General features: G+C 71.0%; 16 protein-coding genes. 6 read left to right on the plus strand and 10 right to left on the minus strand.

All coding sequences use genetic code 11. The annotated features are described in order from the left end of the window. Window positions 1-105: 105 nt before the first annotated feature. Both ACFVS8_RS09590 and ACFVS8_RS09595 read left to right on the plus strand, forming a co-directional pair. Window positions 106-1,560, plus strand: a complete 1,455-nt coding sequence (locus ACFVS8_RS09590) for an anaerobic C4-dicarboxylate transporter family protein (protein ID WP_387060812.1) — start codon at window positions 106-108, stop codon at window positions 1,558-1,560. A gap of 83 nt (window positions 1,561-1,643) precedes the next feature. Further along, on the plus strand, window positions 1,644-2,996 hold the full coding sequence (locus ACFVS8_RS09595) for a M20/M25/M40 family metallo-hydrolase (RefSeq protein ID WP_387060816.1): 1,353 nt from the start codon (window positions 1,644-1,646) through the stop codon (window positions 2,994-2,996). A gap of 73 nt (window positions 2,997-3,069) precedes the next feature. Here the strand turns inward: ACFVS8_RS09595 and ACFVS8_RS09600 are convergent, their stop codons facing one another. Beyond that, complete coding sequence (locus ACFVS8_RS09600) at window positions 3,070-3,510, minus strand: VOC family protein (protein WP_387060819.1); 441 nt, start codon at window positions 3,508-3,510, stop codon at window positions 3,070-3,072. Between the two features lie 104 nt (window positions 3,511-3,614). On the opposite strand from ACFVS8_RS09600, the gene ACFVS8_RS09605 reads away from it, so the two are divergent. After that, entirely contained in the window at window positions 3,615-4,742 is a 1,128-nt protein-coding gene (locus ACFVS8_RS09605) for a helix-turn-helix transcriptional regulator (protein ID WP_387060822.1), read from the plus strand. Here ACFVS8_RS09605 and ACFVS8_RS09610 read toward each other — a convergent pair. Next, window positions 4,691-5,251 carry a cysteine hydrolase family protein gene (locus ACFVS8_RS09610; protein ID WP_387060824.1) on the minus strand — a complete coding sequence of 187 codons (561 nt, stop codon included), beginning with the start codon at window positions 5,249-5,251 and terminating at the stop codon, window positions 4,691-4,693. The two genes, ACFVS8_RS09605 and ACFVS8_RS09610, sit on opposite strands and share 52 nt — an antisense overlap. Before the next feature lie 105 nt (window positions 5,252-5,356). Between ACFVS8_RS09610 and ACFVS8_RS09615 the strand changes: the two genes are divergently transcribed. Continuing rightward, a complete protein-coding gene (locus tag ACFVS8_RS09615; protein WP_387060827.1) occupies window positions 5,357-6,193 on the plus strand; it encodes a dienelactone hydrolase family protein in 837 nt (278 codons plus the stop codon). Between the two features lie 21 nt (window positions 6,194-6,214). Here the strand turns inward: ACFVS8_RS09615 and ACFVS8_RS09620 are convergent, their stop codons facing one another. The 8 genes from ACFVS8_RS09620 to ACFVS8_RS09655 all read right to left on the minus strand — a co-directional run bounded on the left by ACFVS8_RS09620 (window position 6,215) and on the right by ACFVS8_RS09655 (window position 14,182). Beyond that, window positions 6,215-7,870: an amidohydrolase gene (locus ACFVS8_RS09620; RefSeq protein WP_387060829.1), complete on the minus strand. Its 1,656-nt coding sequence runs from the start codon at window positions 7,868-7,870 to the stop codon at window positions 6,215-6,217. A 127-nt stretch (window positions 7,871-7,997) separates the two neighbouring features. Continuing rightward, window positions 7,998-8,861, minus strand: a complete 864-nt coding sequence (locus tag ACFVS8_RS09625) for an ABC transporter permease (RefSeq protein ID WP_387060832.1) — start codon at window positions 8,859-8,861, stop codon at window positions 7,998-8,000. Further along, window positions 8,858-9,811, minus strand: coding sequence for an ABC transporter permease (locus ACFVS8_RS09630; RefSeq protein ID WP_387060835.1), 954 nt, complete (start codon window positions 9,809-9,811; stop codon window positions 8,858-8,860). Before ACFVS8_RS09630 ends, ACFVS8_RS09625 begins: the two co-directional genes overlap by 4 nt. After that, window positions 9,804-10,994: an extracellular solute-binding protein gene (locus ACFVS8_RS09635; protein WP_387060838.1), complete on the minus strand. Its 1,191-nt coding sequence runs from the start codon at window positions 10,992-10,994 to the stop codon at window positions 9,804-9,806. The genes ACFVS8_RS09630 and ACFVS8_RS09635 overlap by 8 nt, the downstream gene beginning before the upstream one ends. Before the next feature lie 20 nt (window positions 10,995-11,014). After that, on the minus strand, window positions 11,015-11,899 hold the full coding sequence (locus ACFVS8_RS09640) for an ABC transporter ATP-binding protein (RefSeq protein WP_387060841.1): 885 nt from the start codon (window positions 11,897-11,899) through the stop codon (window positions 11,015-11,017). After that, a complete protein-coding gene (locus ACFVS8_RS09645) occupies window positions 11,896-12,204 on the minus strand; it encodes an ATP-binding cassette domain-containing protein (RefSeq protein ID WP_387060844.1) in 309 nt (102 codons plus the stop codon). Before ACFVS8_RS09645 ends, ACFVS8_RS09640 begins: the two co-directional genes overlap by 4 nt. 173 nt (window positions 12,205-12,377) lie before the next feature. Next, complete coding sequence (locus tag ACFVS8_RS09650) at window positions 12,378-13,814, minus strand: permease prefix domain 1-containing protein (protein ID WP_387060847.1); 1,437 nt, start codon at window positions 13,812-13,814, stop codon at window positions 12,378-12,380. A gap of 2 nt (window positions 13,815-13,816) precedes the next feature. Then, window positions 13,817-14,182 (minus strand): PadR family transcriptional regulator, encoded by a 366-nt coding sequence (locus ACFVS8_RS09655; RefSeq protein ID WP_387060849.1) that lies wholly within the window; start codon window positions 14,180-14,182, stop codon window positions 13,817-13,819. Between the two features lie 450 nt (window positions 14,183-14,632). Between ACFVS8_RS09655 and ACFVS8_RS09660 the strand changes: the two genes are divergently transcribed. Both ACFVS8_RS09660 and aceA read left to right on the plus strand, forming a co-directional pair. Continuing rightward, on the plus strand, window positions 14,633-15,370 hold the full coding sequence (locus ACFVS8_RS09660) for a hypothetical protein (RefSeq protein ID WP_387060851.1): 738 nt from the start codon (window positions 14,633-14,635) through the stop codon (window positions 15,368-15,370). 307 nt (window positions 15,371-15,677) lie between these two features. Further along, entirely contained in the window at window positions 15,678-17,000 is a 1,323-nt protein-coding gene (aceA, locus tag ACFVS8_RS09665; RefSeq protein ID WP_387060853.1) for an isocitrate lyase, read from the plus strand. Window positions 17,001-17,005 lie beyond the last annotated feature (5 nt).

Here is a 17,005-nt window from a genome sequence, read left to right on the forward strand (position 1 = left end):
CTCGTCGGCGACACGTCTCAGAGGTCTGGCTCTGCATGCCGCGGCGCCGATATGCTCTGGATCAGGACGCCGTCGTTGGCGCCATTGCGGCTGGGGGGCTGGCTCATGGAATACGTGGTCGTCATACTGCAGGCCGTCGTCGTCATCGGCGCGATCGTCATGGGTGTCCGCACCGGCGGGCTCGGGCTCGGGCTCTGGGGCGTGGTGGGCACCGCGATCCTCGTGTTCGGGTTCCACCTGCCGCCCGGCTCGATCCCGATCGACGCGTTCTTCATCATCATCGCGGTCATCACCGCGTCGTCGGCCATGCAGGCCGCCGGCGGCATCGACTACCTCGTGTCGATCGCGTCGAAGATCATCCAGGCGAACCCGAAGCGGCTCACCTACGTCGCGCCCATCGTGGCGTTCGTATTCACGGTGCTCGCCGGAACGTCGAACATCTACTTCGCGCTCATCCCGATCATCTACGAGACCGCGTATCGCAACGGACAGCGTCCGGAGCGCGCGCTCGCCTCGTCGACGGTCACCTCGGCGCTCGGCATCACCGCGAGCCCCGTCTCGGCGGCGATGGCCGCGTACCTCGTGCTGATGGACGGCACCGGCTACGGGCTCCCGCAGATCCTCGCCATCACCATCCCCGCCTCGCTCGTCGCCTGCGTCGCCACCTCGGTGGTGCAGCAGCGCATCGGCAAGGAGCTCGTGAAGGACCCGGTGTTCCGCGCTCGCGTGGAGGCCGGCACGGTCGAGGTGCCGACGGCCCTGCAGGCCGAGTACGCCGTCGCGACCGGGTCCACCACGGCTTCCGTCGCAGGCGGATCGGCGGCCGACCGAGGCGAGGCGCCCACCGCGACCGCGACGGCCGCGAAGCCCGCCAAGCAGGACCGCATCGAGCATCCCGTGCCCAAGGGCGGCGCGACCGCCGCGTGGATCTTCCTCTCCGGCACCTTCCTCATCGTGCTGTTCGGTCTGTTCTCGGGCCTGCGGCCGTCGTTCCCCGACGAGAACGGCGACCTCCAGCCGATCGGCATGGCGACGGTCATCGAGATGGTCATGTTCACGGCCGCGCTCGCGATCATCCTCGTGCGCAAGGTGAAGCCGTCGGTCGTCGTCGAGCAGCCGTTGCTCAAGGCCGGCTTCGTCGCCGCGGTGGCCCTGTTCGGCATCGCGTGGATGGCCGACACGTTCATCAGCGCCAACACCGAGACCATCATCGAGCCCCTCGGGGCCTTCATCGAAGACCGGCCGATCATGCTGGCCGTCGCGCTGTTCCTCGTCGCAGGTCTGACGACCAGCCAGTCGGCGACCACGAACACGCTCGTGCCGATCGCGCTCGCGGCCGGCCTCGCACCGGGCGTGATCACCGCGATGTGGCCGTCGCTCGTCGGCGTCTGGCTGTTCCCCGCGAACGGCTCCCAGATCGCCGCGGTCGAGACCGACCTCACCGGGTCCACGAAGCTCACCCAGGTGCCGGTCTGGCACTCGTTCACCATCCCGATGCTCGTCTCGTGGGTCGCCGTCGTCGGCGCCGGCCTGCTGGTGCAGCTCGTCATCCCGGCCTGACGTGGCGAGGCCGCCCGGCGCGGGCGGTCCGGGTCGCACGGGAGGCCCCACGAGACATCCGCCCACCCAGTCAAGGAGGAACCATGTCCGAGTCCGATGACCTGAACGCGGCAGCAGAGGCGCTGATGCCCGACGTGCTCGAGCGGCACGCGGCGCTCGTGCGCATCCCGTCGGTGGCGTTCCCGGGCTTCGACCCCGCGCCGGTGCACGCGATGGGCCAGGCCGTCGTCGACCTGTTCGCGGATGCCGGGGCCGAGGGGGTTCGCCTGCTCGACGTGCCCGGCGGCTACCCGTGCGTGTACGCCGACCTGCCCGGCCCCGAGGGGTCGCCGACCGTGCTGCTCTACGCGCACTACGACGTGCAGCCGGCGCCCGAGTCGCAGAACTGGTCGAGCGACCCGTGGGAGCCCGTGACCAAGGAGGACGGTCGCATCTACGGTCGCGGGTCGGCCGACGACAAGTCGGGGCTCGCGATCCACTACGGCACGCTCAAGCTGCTCGGTCCCGACCGTCCGTGCCGCGTGAAGATCCTGGTCGAGGGCGAGGAGGAGACGATCTCGCACCTCGAGCCCTTCGTCGAGGCCAACCCCGAGCTGTTCGCGGCCGATGCGTTCGTGATCGGCGACATCGGCGGGCAGGCCGTCGGCCGACCGGGTCTCACCACCGCGCTGCGAGGGGATGTCGCGTGCACGGTCACGGTGCGCACACTCGAGTTCCCCGTGCACTCGGGCGAGTTCGGCGGCGCGGCGCCCGATGCCATGACGGCGATGATCCGCATCCTCGACTCGTTGCACGACGAGCACGGCGACACCGTGATCCCCGGCGTGCCGAGCGGAACCTGGGACGGCGCTGACATGGACGAGGACGTCTACCGCGGCGGCTCGGCGATCCTGCCGGGCGTCGACTTCCTCGGCACCGGTTCGCTCTCGGACCGCATCTGGGCGAAGCCGTCGGTGACGGTGCTCGGCATGGACCTGCCGAGCACCGTCGAGGCGTCGAACGTGCTGTTGCCCGAGGTGAAGGCCAAGCTCTCGATGCGCATCGTGCCCGGCGTCGACGCCGAGGAGCAGCTGAACCTGCTCATGGACTTCCTGCGCGCGAACCGGCCGTGGAACTGCGAGGTCACCGTCGAGAAGGTCAAGACCGGGTACCCGTTCCACGTCGACGAGTCGCACCCCGCGATCGTGGCCGGCGAGGACGCCCTCACCGAGGCCTACGGCGTGCAGGTCGAGAAGATCGGCAGCGGGGCGTCGATCCCGCTCGTCGCGTCGTTGAAGAAGGTGTCGCCCGACGCGGCGATCCTGTTGTGGGGCGCGGAGGACACCGCCCAGTCGCGCATCCACGCGTCCGACGAGTCGGTCGACCCCGGCGAGATCCAGCGCATGATCGCGGCGCAGGTCGGGTTCATCCGCAAGTTCGTCGCGGCCGAGGGGTAGGCGACCCCGAGCAGGGCGAGCGGATGCCGCAGGCGCGCGCCCGCGGCATCCGCTCGTCGTCGCAGCTGTGCGCTCAGGCGCTCGCCGCTGCGGTCTCGCCGAGCTGCGCCAGGTAGTGCACGTTCGTCATGATGCCGAGCACGTTGCCGAACGGGTCGACGACCGAGGCGGTGACGAAGCCGGGGCCGTGCTCGGTGATCGGCAGCAGCGGGGTGGCGCCGAGATCGAGCAGCCGGGCCAGCGAGCCCTCGAGGTCGTCGACGTGCCAGTGCACGAGCGGTCCGGCCGCGCGGCCGTCGACGGTCGTCGGGGCGAGCGTCTCGGGGGCGAAGCGGCGGTCGATGAAGCCGAGCTCCTGCTGGTGGTCGCCGATGCGGAACTCGACGTAGGCGGTGCGGCCGTCGGGCCCCTCGCGGTGGAAGTACGGCTCGATGCCGAGCACCTCGGTGTACCAGGCCGCCGCGGCGGCTGGGTCTTCGACGTACTGGTTGACGGTGGCGATGCCTCGAAGCATGGGAGTCTCCCTCGGTGTCGAGCGACCCGGTGCCGCCCTGGTGATTCCATATTGCGCCCGATAAGTGCTCACCTTCTGACTACTTTTCTGACGACAATGGAAGTATGCGCGCAGATCGCCTCGTGGCCACCCTCCTCCTCATGCAGGCGAGGGGTCGGGTGACTGCGGCCGAGCTCGCGGAGGAGCTCGAGATCTCGGTCGCCACGGCCCGCCGCGACCTCGAGGCGCTCTCGGCCGCGGGCATCCCGGTCTATCCGCAGGCCGGGCGCGGCGGCGGGTGGCAGCTCCTCGGCGAGGGGCGCACCGACCTCAGCGGCTTCACCGCGTCGGAGGCGCGCGCCCTGTTCCTCACGCTCGGCCCGCGGGCCGGCGAGAGCGAGGCCGCACGCTCGGCGCTCCGCAAGGTCATGCGCGCTCTGCCCGAGACGTTCCGCGCCCAGGCCGAGGCGGCGGCCGATGCGGTCGTGGTCGAGGCGGGCGGCTGGGGCGCGTCAGCCGTGCGGCCGGCGGCGGTCTCCGTGCTCCAGGGCGCCGTGGTCGAGCGCAGCGTGGTGCGCTTCGACTACGCGGCGTGGGGCAAGCCCGCCCGTTCGCGCACGGTGCGGCCGCTCGGGCTCGTCGACAAGGGCGGCACCTGGTACCTCGTGGCCGCTCCGGAGCCGGATGCCGTGGGCGGTCGCCCCGGGCGAGGGCCGACGGATGCTGCGGGCGGTCGCCCCGAGGCGGGTACGACGGTTGCCGAGGCCGGTGGCGGCACCGCCGGACGGCCGCCCGCGGCATCCGCAACCGCCATGCGCAGTTACCGACTCGATCGCATGACGCACGTGGAACCGCTCGAGGAGGTGTTCGAGCCGCCGCCGGGGTTCGATCTCGACGCGGCGTGGGCCGCCGTGAGTGCCGAGGTCGGCCGGGCGCGCACCCGTGCCACCGCGCTGGTGCGGGTGAGTCCCGATGCGATCGAAGGTTTCCGGGGCTGGGTGGGCGGCACCGAACTCGTCGCCGACGCGACCGCCGACGACGTCGGCCGTGTGCTCGTGCGCGTCACCGCACCGAGCGACGATGCGCTCGCGCGACGGCTCGTCGCGTGGGTCGACGGCGCCGAGGTGGTCGAACCGGCCGCGGTGCGCGACCGGCTCGCGGCGATCGGCGCCCGACTCGTCGAGACGTACCCGGGCGCGACTCAGGCGGTCGTCGAACCCAGCAGTTCGTCGACGCCCACGACCTCGGCGTAACTGTCGCCGAGCGCCGCCATGAACGACGCGTGCACCTGGGCGGCCGGCACGACCTGACCGCCGAACTCGAGGTCGGGTGCGGCGCAGGCGTCGTGGGCGACCGTCACCCGGTATCCGAGGTCGCTCGCGGCGCGGACGGTCGCGTCGACGCACATGCTCGACATCATGCCGACGATGACGAGTCCGTCGGAGTCGGCGCCGGCCTCTCGCAGGCGAGCGTCGAGGTCGGTGCCGAGGAACGAGTTGGGGTTCGCCTTGACGACGACGGGCTCGCCTTCGACCGGGGCGACGAGCGGGTGGATCTCGACGCCGGGAGTGCCCGGAGCGAAGAACGTCGCATCGGGCGCGTCCCACACGTGCTGGATGTGGATCACGGGCTGGCCGTCTTCGCGGTGCGACGCGAGCAGGCGGGCCGCCGCAGCGGCCGCGGCCTCGGGGCCGACGAGCGGGAACGCGCCGCCCGGGAAGTAGTCGTTCTGGATGTCGATGATCACGAGTGTCCGGGTCACGCGGGCCACGCTAGTCCACCGATGGGGATGCGCGGCGCTGGATGCCTGTCCGATTCGTCCGAGCCGCCCCTAGGCTTGCGACACCACGACCGAGCGGAGGGCGCCGTGACCGAGTCCGACATCGAGCACCGCCTCAGCCGATGGCAGCGAACGACGGTCTCCGACGGCACCCTCGCCTACGAATGCCTCGAGCGCGGTGACGGTCCGGGGGTGATCCTGCTGCCCGAGATCCCGGGCATCATGCCGAGCACGCTCGAGCTCGGCGAACTGCTCGTCGAAGCCGGCTTCACGGTCGTCATGCCGTCGCTGTTCGGCGTGCCCGGCAGGAGGCCGAACCCGCTGAACCAGGCCGGGGCCCTCGCCCGGCTCTGCGTGCTGAAGGAGTTCCGGGCATTGTCGAAAGACCTGCGCGGGCCGGTCACCGACTTCCTCCGGCTCGTCGCCGCCGATCTCGCCGGCCGCACAGCGGGTCGGGGTGTCGGCATCATCGGCATGTGCTTCAGCGGCGGCTTCGCGATCGCGACCGCGGTGACGACCGACGACATCGCGGCAACCGTCGTGAGCCAGCCCGCGGCGCCGTTCCCGATCGCGCCGTCGCGCGCGAGGAGCATCGGCGTTCCGGCGGCGGAGCTCGAGCGGTACGCCGCGTCGCGCACGGGCGAGCAGCCCTGCGTGATCGGGCTCCGGTTCAGCCGCGACCGCACCTCGGGCGACGCCAGGATGGCGACGCTCGAAGCGCATCTCGGCCGAGAGGTGCGGGTCGTCCGCATCCCGTCGGGCCGCGACGCCCGCGACGGAACTCCTCGGGGCGCGCACTCCGTGCTCACGGGCGGCGTGCGCGAGGACCCGCCGAACGAGGCGTTCCACGAGCGGGCGCGCGTCATCGCGTTCCTGCAGGAGCGGCTCGCGCCGGCGGAGTCGACCGCGGAACCCGAGCCCTGACCACGCCAGGCGGTCGCCCGATCAGGCGCCGGATGCCGCGTAGACGCGTTCGCCCTCGACGAAGGTCTGCAGCACGCGCGTCGCCCCGATCTCCGACGACGGACCGGCGAACGGATCGCGGTCGAGCACGACGAGGTCGGCGTACTTGCCCACCTCGATCGTGCCGGTGACGTCGTCGAGGTGGTTCACGTAGGCCGAGCCGGCGGTGTACGCGGTGAGCGAGGTCGCGAGGTCGATCGACTGCTCGGGCAGGAACGCGTCGTACGCTCCCTCCTCGTAGCCGGGCGCCGAGACGCGGTTCACCGCGACGTGGATCGCCGCCATCGGGTTCGGCGTCGAAACCGACCAGTCGCTGCCCGCCGCGAGCACGGCGCCCGACCGCTGCAGGTCGCCGAACGGGTACTGCCAGGCGTCGCGCGGCGAGCCGAGGAACGGCAGCGTCAGGTCGACCATCTGCGGTTCGAGCGCCGCCCAGAGCGACTGCATGTTCGCGACGACGTCGAGGTCGCGGAACCGCGGGATGTCCTCGGGGTGCACGACCTGGATGTGGGCGATGTGGTGCCGGTGGTCGCTGCGGCCGTTGGCGGAGATCGCGTGCTCGACGGCGTCGAGGCACTCGCGCACGGCCCGGTCGCCGATGGCGTGGAAGTGCAGCTGGAACCCGAGCGCGTCGAGTTCGGCGGCAGCCCGCACGAGCACGTCGGGCTCGACGAACGAGATGCCCGAATTGTCGGTGAAGTGTCCGTGGCCGTCGCAGTACGGCTCGAGCATCGAGGCGGTGAAGTTCTCGGCCACGCCGTCCTGCATGACCTTGATGCTCGTCGCCGCGAAGCGCCCGCCGCGGTAGGCCTCGCGCTTGGCGACGAGGTCGGGGATCTGCTCGACGCCGCGCAGGCGGTCCCACCAGATCGCGCCGACCACGCGGCCGGTCAGCTTGCCGGCCTCCGCCGCCGCGACGTAGGCGGGGCCGGGGTCGCCCGCGTCGCCGTAGCTGCCGACGATCGCGTCCTGCCATGCGGTGATGCCGTACGAGTGCAGGTACTCCTGCCCGAGCAGCAGCGCCTGCATGAGCTCGTCGTCGGTGGTGCGCGGCAGCATCGTGTTGACCAGGCCCATGGCGCCCTCGTGCAGGGTGCCGGAGGGCTCGCCGGAGGCATCGCGTTCGATGCGGCCGTCGCTCGGATCGGGAGTGTGGCGGTCGATGCCGGCCAGGCGCAGGGCGGCCGAGTTGACCCAGGCGCCGTGCCCGTCGCGGTTCGGCAGGAACGCCGGGCGGTCGGGCACCACGGTGTCGAGGTCGGCGGCGGTCGGCGTGCCGCCGGGGAAGGCCGACATCGACCAGCCGCCGCCGAGCACCCACTCCGCGTCGGGGTTCGCCTCCGCGTAGGCGCGGAGCGCGTCGAGGTACTCCTCGCGCGTGGCGAGTTCGGCGAGGTTGCAGCGCATGAGGTCGAGGCCGCCCCACACCGGGTGCACGTGCGCGTCCTGGAACCCCGGCACCAGCATGCGGCCCGCGAGGTCGACGTGCTCGGTGTCGGGGCCGATGAGCTCCAGCACCTCGTCGTGGCCGACGGCGACGATGCGCCCGCCGGTCACCGCGACGGCCGTCGCGCGCGTGCGCTGCGTGGTCGCGGTGAACACGGGGCCGCCGGAGAAGACGAGGTCGGCGTGGGTCATGAGGGCTCCTTTCGCGGTCGCAGCAGGGTGCGGCCGCGGCATCCGGGATCTGCGAATCGTCGAGGTGACTTGGCGGTCAGACGGTCGGGCGAGGCGACTCCGGTGGGAGCCGCCTGCTGCCGTCGGCTCAGCCGCCGCCCATGGTTCGCGCGATGTCGGCGGCCGAATCGCCCGCGCGCCGCAGCACGTACGCCACGAGTCCGAGCGCGATGAGCGTGAGCACGAGCATGATCGTCGACACCGCCGCGATCTCGGGGCGGAGGCCGCTGCGCAGCGCGCTCAGCACGTAGACCGGCCACGGCGTCGAGCCGGAGACCGACACGAACGCGGCTATGACCGTGTTGTCGAGGCTGAGCGTGAACGACAGCAGGAAGCCGGCGAGCACGGCCGGCATGGCGAGCGGCAGCGTGACCTTGCGGAACGTGCGCGACGGCGTCGCGTAGAGGTCGCCCGACGCCTCCTCGAGGTTGGCCTCCTGGCCCACGAGGCGCGCGCGCACCAGGTACGACACGACCGCCACCGAGAAGAGCGAGTGGCCGATGACGAGGCGCACGATGCCGTCGTTGAAGATCGACATGCCGAGGTCCTGACCGAGGAACACCATCCACGGCAGCAGTGCGACCGCGTCGACGATCTCGGGCGTCACCGACACGAGCAGCAGCAGCCCGAGGAACCACCACACCCACTTGCCCGGATGCCGCGCCATCGCGATGCCCGCGAGGGTGCCGAGCGCGGTGGCGACGAGGGCCGCGATGAAGCCCGTCTGCACCGACATCCACACGGCGTCGCGGATCGCCGGCTTCGCCAGCAGCGCGAGGAACGAGTCGAACCCGAAGTGGTCCCACGAGACGAGCAGGCGCCCCACGTTGAACGACGACACGATGATCACGAGGATCGGCGCGAAGAGGAAGACGAGCACGAGCACGCCCCACACGCCGAACGCGACATCCGACCACGACTTGCGCTGGCGGCGGGTCAGCTGATCGGTCATGCGACGACCTCTTCCTTGCGAACGGGGGCGGATGCCGCGGGCGCGGCGGACTGGCCCGGCCCGGCCGTGGCGTCGGCCCCGATGACCAGGCGGTTGCGGGCGCGGAACGGCAGCGTCACGAGCCAGACGATGCCCACTCCGATCGCGGCGCTCAGCAGGATCACGAAGATGAGCACGACCGCCATAGCCGACCCCAGGGCCCAGTTCTGCGCGGTCTGGAACTGGCTGGCCACGAGCTGGCCGACCATGTTGCCCTTCGCGCCGCCCAGCACGGTCGCCGTGATGTAGTCGCCCATCAGCGGGATGTACACGAGCAGCACGCCCGCGATGATGCCGGGTCGGGCGAGCGGCAAGGTGATGCGGAAGAAGGTCGTCCACTTGCCGGCGCCCAGGTCCTTCGAGGCCTCGCGCAGCGGGCCGTTCACCCGGTCGAACGCCACGAAGAGCGGCAGGATCATGAGCGGCAGGTAGTTGTAGACCACGCCGAGCAGCACGGCCCCGCGCGTGTTCAGGATCGCCAGGGGCTCGAACCCCACCGCCTGCAGCGCCGACGACAGCCAACCGTCGGGCGAGAGGATGACCTGCCAGCCGATCGTGCGCACGAGGAAGTTCGTCCAGAAGGGCACCATCACGAGCGCGACGAGGAGGCCGCGCTTCGACGGCGGAGCCTTCACGGCCATCCAGTACGCGACCGGGAGTCCGATGACGAAGCACAGCGCGGTGCCGACGATGCCGACCCAGAGGGTGTTCTGGAAGGTCGCGAAGAACGTGGGGTCGAGCACCTCGGCGTAGCGGTCGAACGAGAGCCGGTCGGTGGCCTGCGTCGCGAAGATGCTCGGCTTGTAGCCGAAGCTGAACCACACGACCATCGCGACGGGCGCGATGAAGAAGATCGTCAGCCATGCCCACGCGGGCAGAGCGAGGAGGAACCCCGGGGATCGTCTACGCACCAGCGGCCGCCTTCATCCTGTTCCAGATCTGCACGATGCGCTCCTGCGCCTCGGTGAGCTCGCCCTCGTGCATCGTCGCCAGCTGCTCCGGCGTGAAGAAGACGAGGTCGAGCATCGGCAGCCCGGCGTCGGCGGCCGCCTGCTCGGCGTCCTTCGCACCCGTGTGGTAGCCGATGTAGTCGAGCTCGTCGAGCGAGTTCTGCGGTTCGAGCACGTAGTTGATGAACGCGTGCGCCGCCTCGGGGTGGGGTGCGCCGGCGGGGATCGCCCAGTTGTCCATCCAGAGCTCGGTCGCGGGGGAGCCGAGCACGAACTTCCAGCGGTCGGGATCGGGGCTCTCGAGGATGCCCAGTCGCGCGTCCCCGTTGTAGGACTGCATGAGCATCTGCGTCGCCTGGGGGATGGCGCCGCCGCCGGGGTATGGGTCGAACGCCGAGATGTGCGGTGCGAGCTCCTCGACGAGGAACTTCTCGGCCGCGTCGAGGTCCTGCTCGTCGGTCGTGTTCCACGGGATGCCGTTGGCCCAGAAGTAGAGGCCCGTGAGCTCGGCGGGGTCGTCGAGCACCGACGTCCTGCCGCTCGCCTCGTTCTGCGCCGCGTCGATGAAGTCGTTCCAGTCCTTGAGCTCCCGGTCGATGAGCGTCACGTCGTAGACGAACCCGGTCGTGCCCCACGCCTTGCAGATCGAGTACTCGTTGTCGGGATCCCACGCGCGACCGAGGAACGCGGGGTCGACGTACCGGATGTTCGGAATCAGGTCGCGGTTGAGCTTCGACAGCAGCCCGTGCTCGGCCATCTGTGCGATGAACGTGCCGGTGGGCACGACGATGTCGTAGCCGCTCGTGCCTCGCGCGCCCACGAGCTTCGCGACCATCTCCTCGTTGGAGTTGAAAGCGCTGAGCGAGACCTTCGGGCCGAGCTCGTCGGCGAACTGGTCGAGCACGTTCGGCGCGTCGTAGTCGCCCCACGTGTAGATCGACAGGCGGTCTTCGAGCGGGCCGCCCGACGCCTGGGTCGTCGAGGCGGCGCTGCGCGGCGCGCACCCGGCCAGGGCGGCGGTCACGCCGGCCGAGCCGGCCGTCGCGGCGGCGAAGCTCAGGAAGCGGCGGCGCGTGAGCTCGCGCCGGATCGTCTTGGCCGCGCCGGTGGGCGCGAGGATGCGGATGTCGGGTTCGGAAGCCATCGGGGTGCTCCTGATCGGGTTCAGGCCGTGGGCGGGGCGACGTAGCCGCCGGCGCTCGCCGCGTCGTCGGAGGGGAACAGCTGCACGCTCTCGGCGCGCCACGAGCACACGACGGCGTCGCCGACGACGAGCTGGGGCGCCTCGGGAGACGGGCGGCGGGCGATGAGGCTCTGGTCGTCGCCGAGCTGCACGAGGTACTGCATCGTCTCGCCCTGGTGCGAGACGCCGATCAGGGTGCCGCGTGCGGTGTTCACGGCATCGGATGCCGCGGCCGGGTCGTCTGCGGCGATCGACACGAACTCGGGGCGCACGGCGGCCTGGCCCGTGGTGCCCTCCTGCAGGGTGGCCGACGCCGCGCGCACCCGGGCGTGCGGTGCGTCGACCGCGGAGCCGCCGTCGACGACGGTGCCGCGGAAGAAGTTCTGCTGGCCGACGAACGCCGCGACGTAGGCCGAGGCCGGTCGTGCGTACACCGTGTCGGCGTCGGCGAGCTGCTCGATGCGGCCGCTGCGCATGATCGCGATGCGGTCGCTCATCGACAGCGCCTCGCCCTGATCGTGCGTGACGAAGACGAACGTGATGCCGAGGCGGGACTGCAGGAGCTTCAGCTCGAGCTGCATCTCCTCGCGGAGCTGGCGGTCGAGGGCGCCGAGCGGTTCGTCGAGCAGCAGCACCGAGGGGCGGTTCACGAGTGCGCGGGCGAGCGCGACGCGCTGCTGCTGGCCGCCCGAGAGCTGGGTGGGCTTGCGGTCGGCGAAGCCGCGCATCTGCGCGAGGTCGAGCGCGTCGATCACGCGCTGGCGGATCTCGGACTTGGGCGTGCGCTTCTGCTGCAGGCCGTAGGCCACGTTCTCGGCCACCGACATGTGCGGGAACAGCGCGTACGCCTGGAAGACGGTGTTCACGTCGCGGCGATACGGGGCAGGTCGAGCACCGAGCGCCCGGACACGCGGATGTCGCCGGCATCGGGATGCTCGAAGCCGGCGATCATGCGCAGCGTCGTCGTCTTGCCGCAGCCCGACGGCCCGAGCAGCGAGATGAACTCGCCGGGCTCGATGGTCAGCGACAGGTCGTCGACCGCGCGGGCGTCGCCGTAGTGCTTCGTGACGCCCTCGAGCACGACGGCGCCGGCGTGCTCGTCGCGGGGCGCAGTGGCCGCGCCCGTGCTCGGGGTCTCGGCCTGGCCGGCCGCGGTCGTCGTCGTGCTCACCAATGGGCCTCCGGTCTCGGGTCGCTGCGTCGCGTCCGGCCATTCAATGCCTGTCGGACGTGCAGTGCAAGGCGACCGCCGGGAACGAGACAGACCATCGTGAGGCGATGCCGGGGCCCGACAGTCCGTCCGGTCGGTCGGTCGGGCCACGCCGGGCGCGGGTCAGGCGCGGGTCAGGCGAACGCGAAGACGGGCGGGAACACCACCACGAGCACGGCCGACCAGGCGAGGTAGACGGGCAGGTACCCCGTCTGCCAGCGCTCGAGGCGGTCGAACGGCTCGCGACCGCGGAGGAACCCGAGTTGCAGCCAGGCCGCCCAGGCGAGGTTCACCAGCAGGATCAGGTTGAGCCCGAGCGAGGCCGTCTTGTTCGGACTGAAGCCGAACTCGCCCGTGCGCCCGACCATCGCGACGAGCACGAACAGGTCGACCAGCAGGGCCGCGACGAGCATCACGAGCTGGATGCGCTCGAACCAGCCGGGGCGCTGCAACGGGTCGCGCGACGAGTACGAGTACACGAGCAGCCCGAGCACGACGACGAGCACCAGGTCGAAGGCGATGAGCAGCTCCCGCTCGGCATCGACGATGTTCCACTGCACGACCGCGGCCACGACGAGGGCGATGAGCATGATCGTGAAGAGCGGGGTGAAGACCTTCGTGAGCACGGGTGCGATGTTCTCGATGACGCGCTGCTTCGCATCGACCAACCACGCGGCGACGAGCACGGCCCCGGGAACGGCGCACGGCAGCACCCAGTCGTTGAAGAACCATGCGACATCGACGCCGATCGTGCTGAAGACGCCGATCGTGAGCGCCGACAGCGCCCCGCCGACGAGCGCGATGAGCACGTAGTACACGAGCCACTCGCCGCTGAAGCGCACGAAGTCCATGCGCCCGGAGCTGTTGCGCCACCCCCGCCCCACGTACGCCAGCCCGGTGACCAGCCACAACCCGACGGCCGCGGCGATCGAGGCGATGAGCTCGGTGTCGGTCGGCGGGACGCCGAACACCATCGTGTCGCCCGGGTCGCCCCAGAGGTAGACGTTGAGCAGTACCGCCACGACCGCGAAGGCGCCGACCACCGCCAGCACCGGCCCGCGCGGCGGGCGATGCCGCCAGACGAACCACGCGGCGAGGAACGGGAGCACCAGCACCGAGAGGTTCCTGAGGAAGAAGACGGGGTCGGCGCCGAGGAGCCCCGCGACCTTGACGGCGGCCCCGGCGCCCACGCCGAGCGCGAGCGCGACGGCGAGCCCGTTCGCGCGCCTCCAGAACGGCGCGCGGCCGCCCGCGGCATCCGATGCTCCAGCGAGTGCGGATGCCGGGGCCGACGTGTCGTCGAGCACGAGCTGCTTCCACAGCCGCTCGGAGTGCTCGCGGGCGTACTCGCGAGAGAGGCGGTCGGTCGCGCCGAGGCGCTTGACCGCGACGAGGAACGCCTCGTCGGGCGTGAGTCCGGCGTCGACGAAGTGGTCGACGGAATCGAGCAGGTGGCTCTCGAGCTCGTCGAGGTCGGCCGTCGTCACGGCGTCGTGCCGCGACATCCACCCCCTCCAGGAGGCGACGAGCGCATCGAGGCCGACCGGCACGCCGGAGGTCTGCTCGGCCATGCTCAGACCGCCCCGAGGGCGAGGCGCATGCGGGGGCCGCCGTCGTCGGGCCAGACCTTGCTCAGCACGTCGGCCATCAGGGCCCACTGGCTGCGGTGCTCCGCGAGCGCGCCCGACCCCTGCTCGGTGAGTCGGTAGTGCTTGCGCGGCCGGCCCGTGCCGGACTGCCGCCACTCGGACTGCACGTGCCCGACCCGTTCGAGCCGGTGCAGCAGCGGGTAGAGCATGCCGTCGCTCCACTCGAGCTCGCCGCCCGAGAGCGCGGTGATGCGCTGGAGGATCGCGTAGCCGTACGACTCGCCCTCGGCGAGGATGCCGAGCACGACCGGGGTCGCGGCCGCCGCGACGAGGTCTTTGCCGATGCGCATGGTGCACCCGTCTCGTCTTGTACCTTGCAGCTCAAGGTATCTGGATCAGCAATATACCTCGCACTGCAAGGTATCGCCACTCGAGGAGTGACTTGTCTCCATCGAGATGCCGCTTCTCGTCGCATCCGGGGGCTTGAGCGCGACGAAAGCTGTCATCTCGACGGGTGACGGCTCGTCCTCCACACTGCGGACGCGCGAGGGCCGTCGGCTCGCGAGCGCTGGTCTGCGGTCGCAGCGCTGAGGCACCGCGACGATTCGCTGGTGACCCGACCGACGCCGCTTCCACGCCGATTCGAAGGCGTGCCGTTCGCCACCTCCGACGCGATCGCCGCGGGGGTGACGCCCCGCCGGCTCCGCTCCGTCACATTGGCGTCGCCCCATCGTGGTGTCCGGGTCGATGCGCGGCACCTCCGCGATCTGCGCGAGCGATGTTCGGCGCTCGCGGTGGTCATGACCGATGCCCATGCCTTCACCGGTCCGACCGCAGCCGGGCTCCTCGGCCTGCCGTTGCCGTTCGCGCTCGAACGCGATCCACGACTCCACGTGGTCGTGCTCGACGGCACGCGGGCGCCGCGGCGGCGCGGGGTGATCGCGGGCCGCAGTTCGGCGAGGCCGATCCTGGTCGGCGTCGCGGGCGTGCGCAGCGCCCTGCTGACGTCTCCGGCCGACACCTGGTGCTCGCTCGCGGTGCACGTGGGCCTCGACGACCTCATCGCGGCCGGCGATCGCCTGCTCGGCCTCCCGGCGCCGCTCGCAGGCGAGCACGCGATCGACGAGGCGATCTCGCGCCACGGGTCGAGGCGGGGTGCGCGTCGCCTCGCTGAGGCGCGGCTGGCGATGCGGGCGAACGTGTACTCGCCTCGCGAGACGTTCACGCGTCTCGCGCTCACCCGTGCAGGACTGCCCGAGCCCGAGCCGAACGGCATGATCGTGCTGCGTTCGGGCCGTCGCACTCGCGGCGACCTGGTGTTCCGAGCGTGCAAGGTGCTGGTCGAGTACGAGGGCGAGCAGCACCTCTTCGACGTCGACCAGTGGGCGACGGATGTCGGGAGGCTCAACGATCTCATCGACGACGGATGGTGGGTGATCCGGGTTACGAAACGGATGCCGCGTGCCGAAGTCGTGGCGCGCACTCGTCGTGCGCTCGTGGATCGTGGGTGGCGCGGGCCTGGCCGAACACCGAGATGACACCTCTGGTCGCCGCACCGCGCTCAGCGCCGGCGACTCGTGTCATCTCGAGGCAGAGGCCTGCCAGATGGCGGGACCCAAGCGCGCGCGATCCAGAAGATTCCGCGGCGCAGAAATACCGCGGAAGTTCACCCCCCGAATCGTCGGTTGGGGTGCTGCGGGCGGCCGCAGAGTGGATGCACAGCCACCCCGGACGGCGTCGAGCAGACGCCGGAAGGGTCGCAGGAGACATCCGCCAGGAGGCCTCTGCCACAGATCTCCGGCCGCCGCACGCCTGCGGGTCGGACCGCACCGAAGGAGCACGACGATGAGCACCAACCGCCCCGGCGACCAGACCCAGACCGCAGCAGAGCTCCAGCTCGAGTGGGACGCCAACCCCCGCTGGGAGGGCGTCAAGCGCGACTACACCGCCGAAGACGTCATCGCCCTCCGCGGCCCGGTGCGCGAGGAGCGCACGCTCGCCAAGCGCGGCGCCGAGCGCCTGTGGGACGACATCCAGCAGAACACGGGCACCGCGTTCGAGCGCATGGAGAACCCGGAGTGGTCGGCCGCGCTCGGCGCCCTGACCGGCAACCAGGCCGTGCAGCAGGTGCGCGCGGGCCTCAAGGCCATCTACCTCTCGGGCTGGCAGGTCGCCGCCGACGCCAACCTCAGCGGCCAGACCTACCCCGACCAGTCGCTGTACCCCGCGAACTCGGTTCCGGCGGTCGTGCGCCGCATCAACAACGCGCTGCTGCGCGCCGGCCAGATCGAGCAGGGCACCGACGACCGCGACTGGATGGCCCCCATCGTCGCCGACGCCGAGGCCGGCTTCGGCGGCCCGCTGAACGCCTACGAGCTCATGCACCAGATGATCGAGGCTGGCGCGGCCGGCGTGCACTGGGAGGACCAGCTCGCGAGCGAGAAGAAGTGCGGCCACATGGGCGGCAAGGTGCTGATCCCGACCTCGCAGCACATCCGCACGATCAACGCGGCCCGTCTGGCGGCGGATGTCGCCGGTGTGCCGTCGATCATCATCGCCCGCACCGACGCACTCGCCGCGACCCTCCTCACGAGCGACCACGACGAGCGCGACAAGCCCTTCGTCACGGGCGAGCGCACCGCCGAGGGCTTCTACAACGTGCAGAACGGCATCGAGCCGGTCATCGCCCGAGGCCTCGCCTACGCCGAGTACGCCGACCTGCTCTGGGTCGAGTCGGCCGAGCCCGACCTCGACCTCGCGCGTCGCTTCGCCGAGGCCGTGCACGCGAAGTTCCCCGGCAAGCGCCTGAGCTACAACTGCTCGCCGAGCTTCAACTGGAAGCGCCACCTCGACGACGACCAGATCGCGAAGTTCCAGCGCGAGCTCGCGTCGATGGGCTACGCGTTCCAGTTCATCACCCTCGCCGGCTTCCACTCCCTGAACCACGGCATGTTCACGCTCGCCAAGGACTACAACGAGCGTCACATGTCGGCCTACGTCGAGCTCCAGGAGGCGGAATTCGCCTCGGAGGCATCCGGATACACCGCCACGCGCCACCAGCGCGAGGTCGGCACCGGCTACTTCGACCAGATCGCCACGGCGCTGAACCCCAACAGCGCGACCCTCGCCCTCGTCGGATCGACCGAGGAAGAACAGTTCGCCCACTGACCTCT

Source organism: Agromyces sp. NPDC058110 (genome assembly GCF_042884735.1).
Lineage (GTDB): Bacteria > Actinomycetota > Actinomycetes > Actinomycetales > Microbacteriaceae > Agromyces.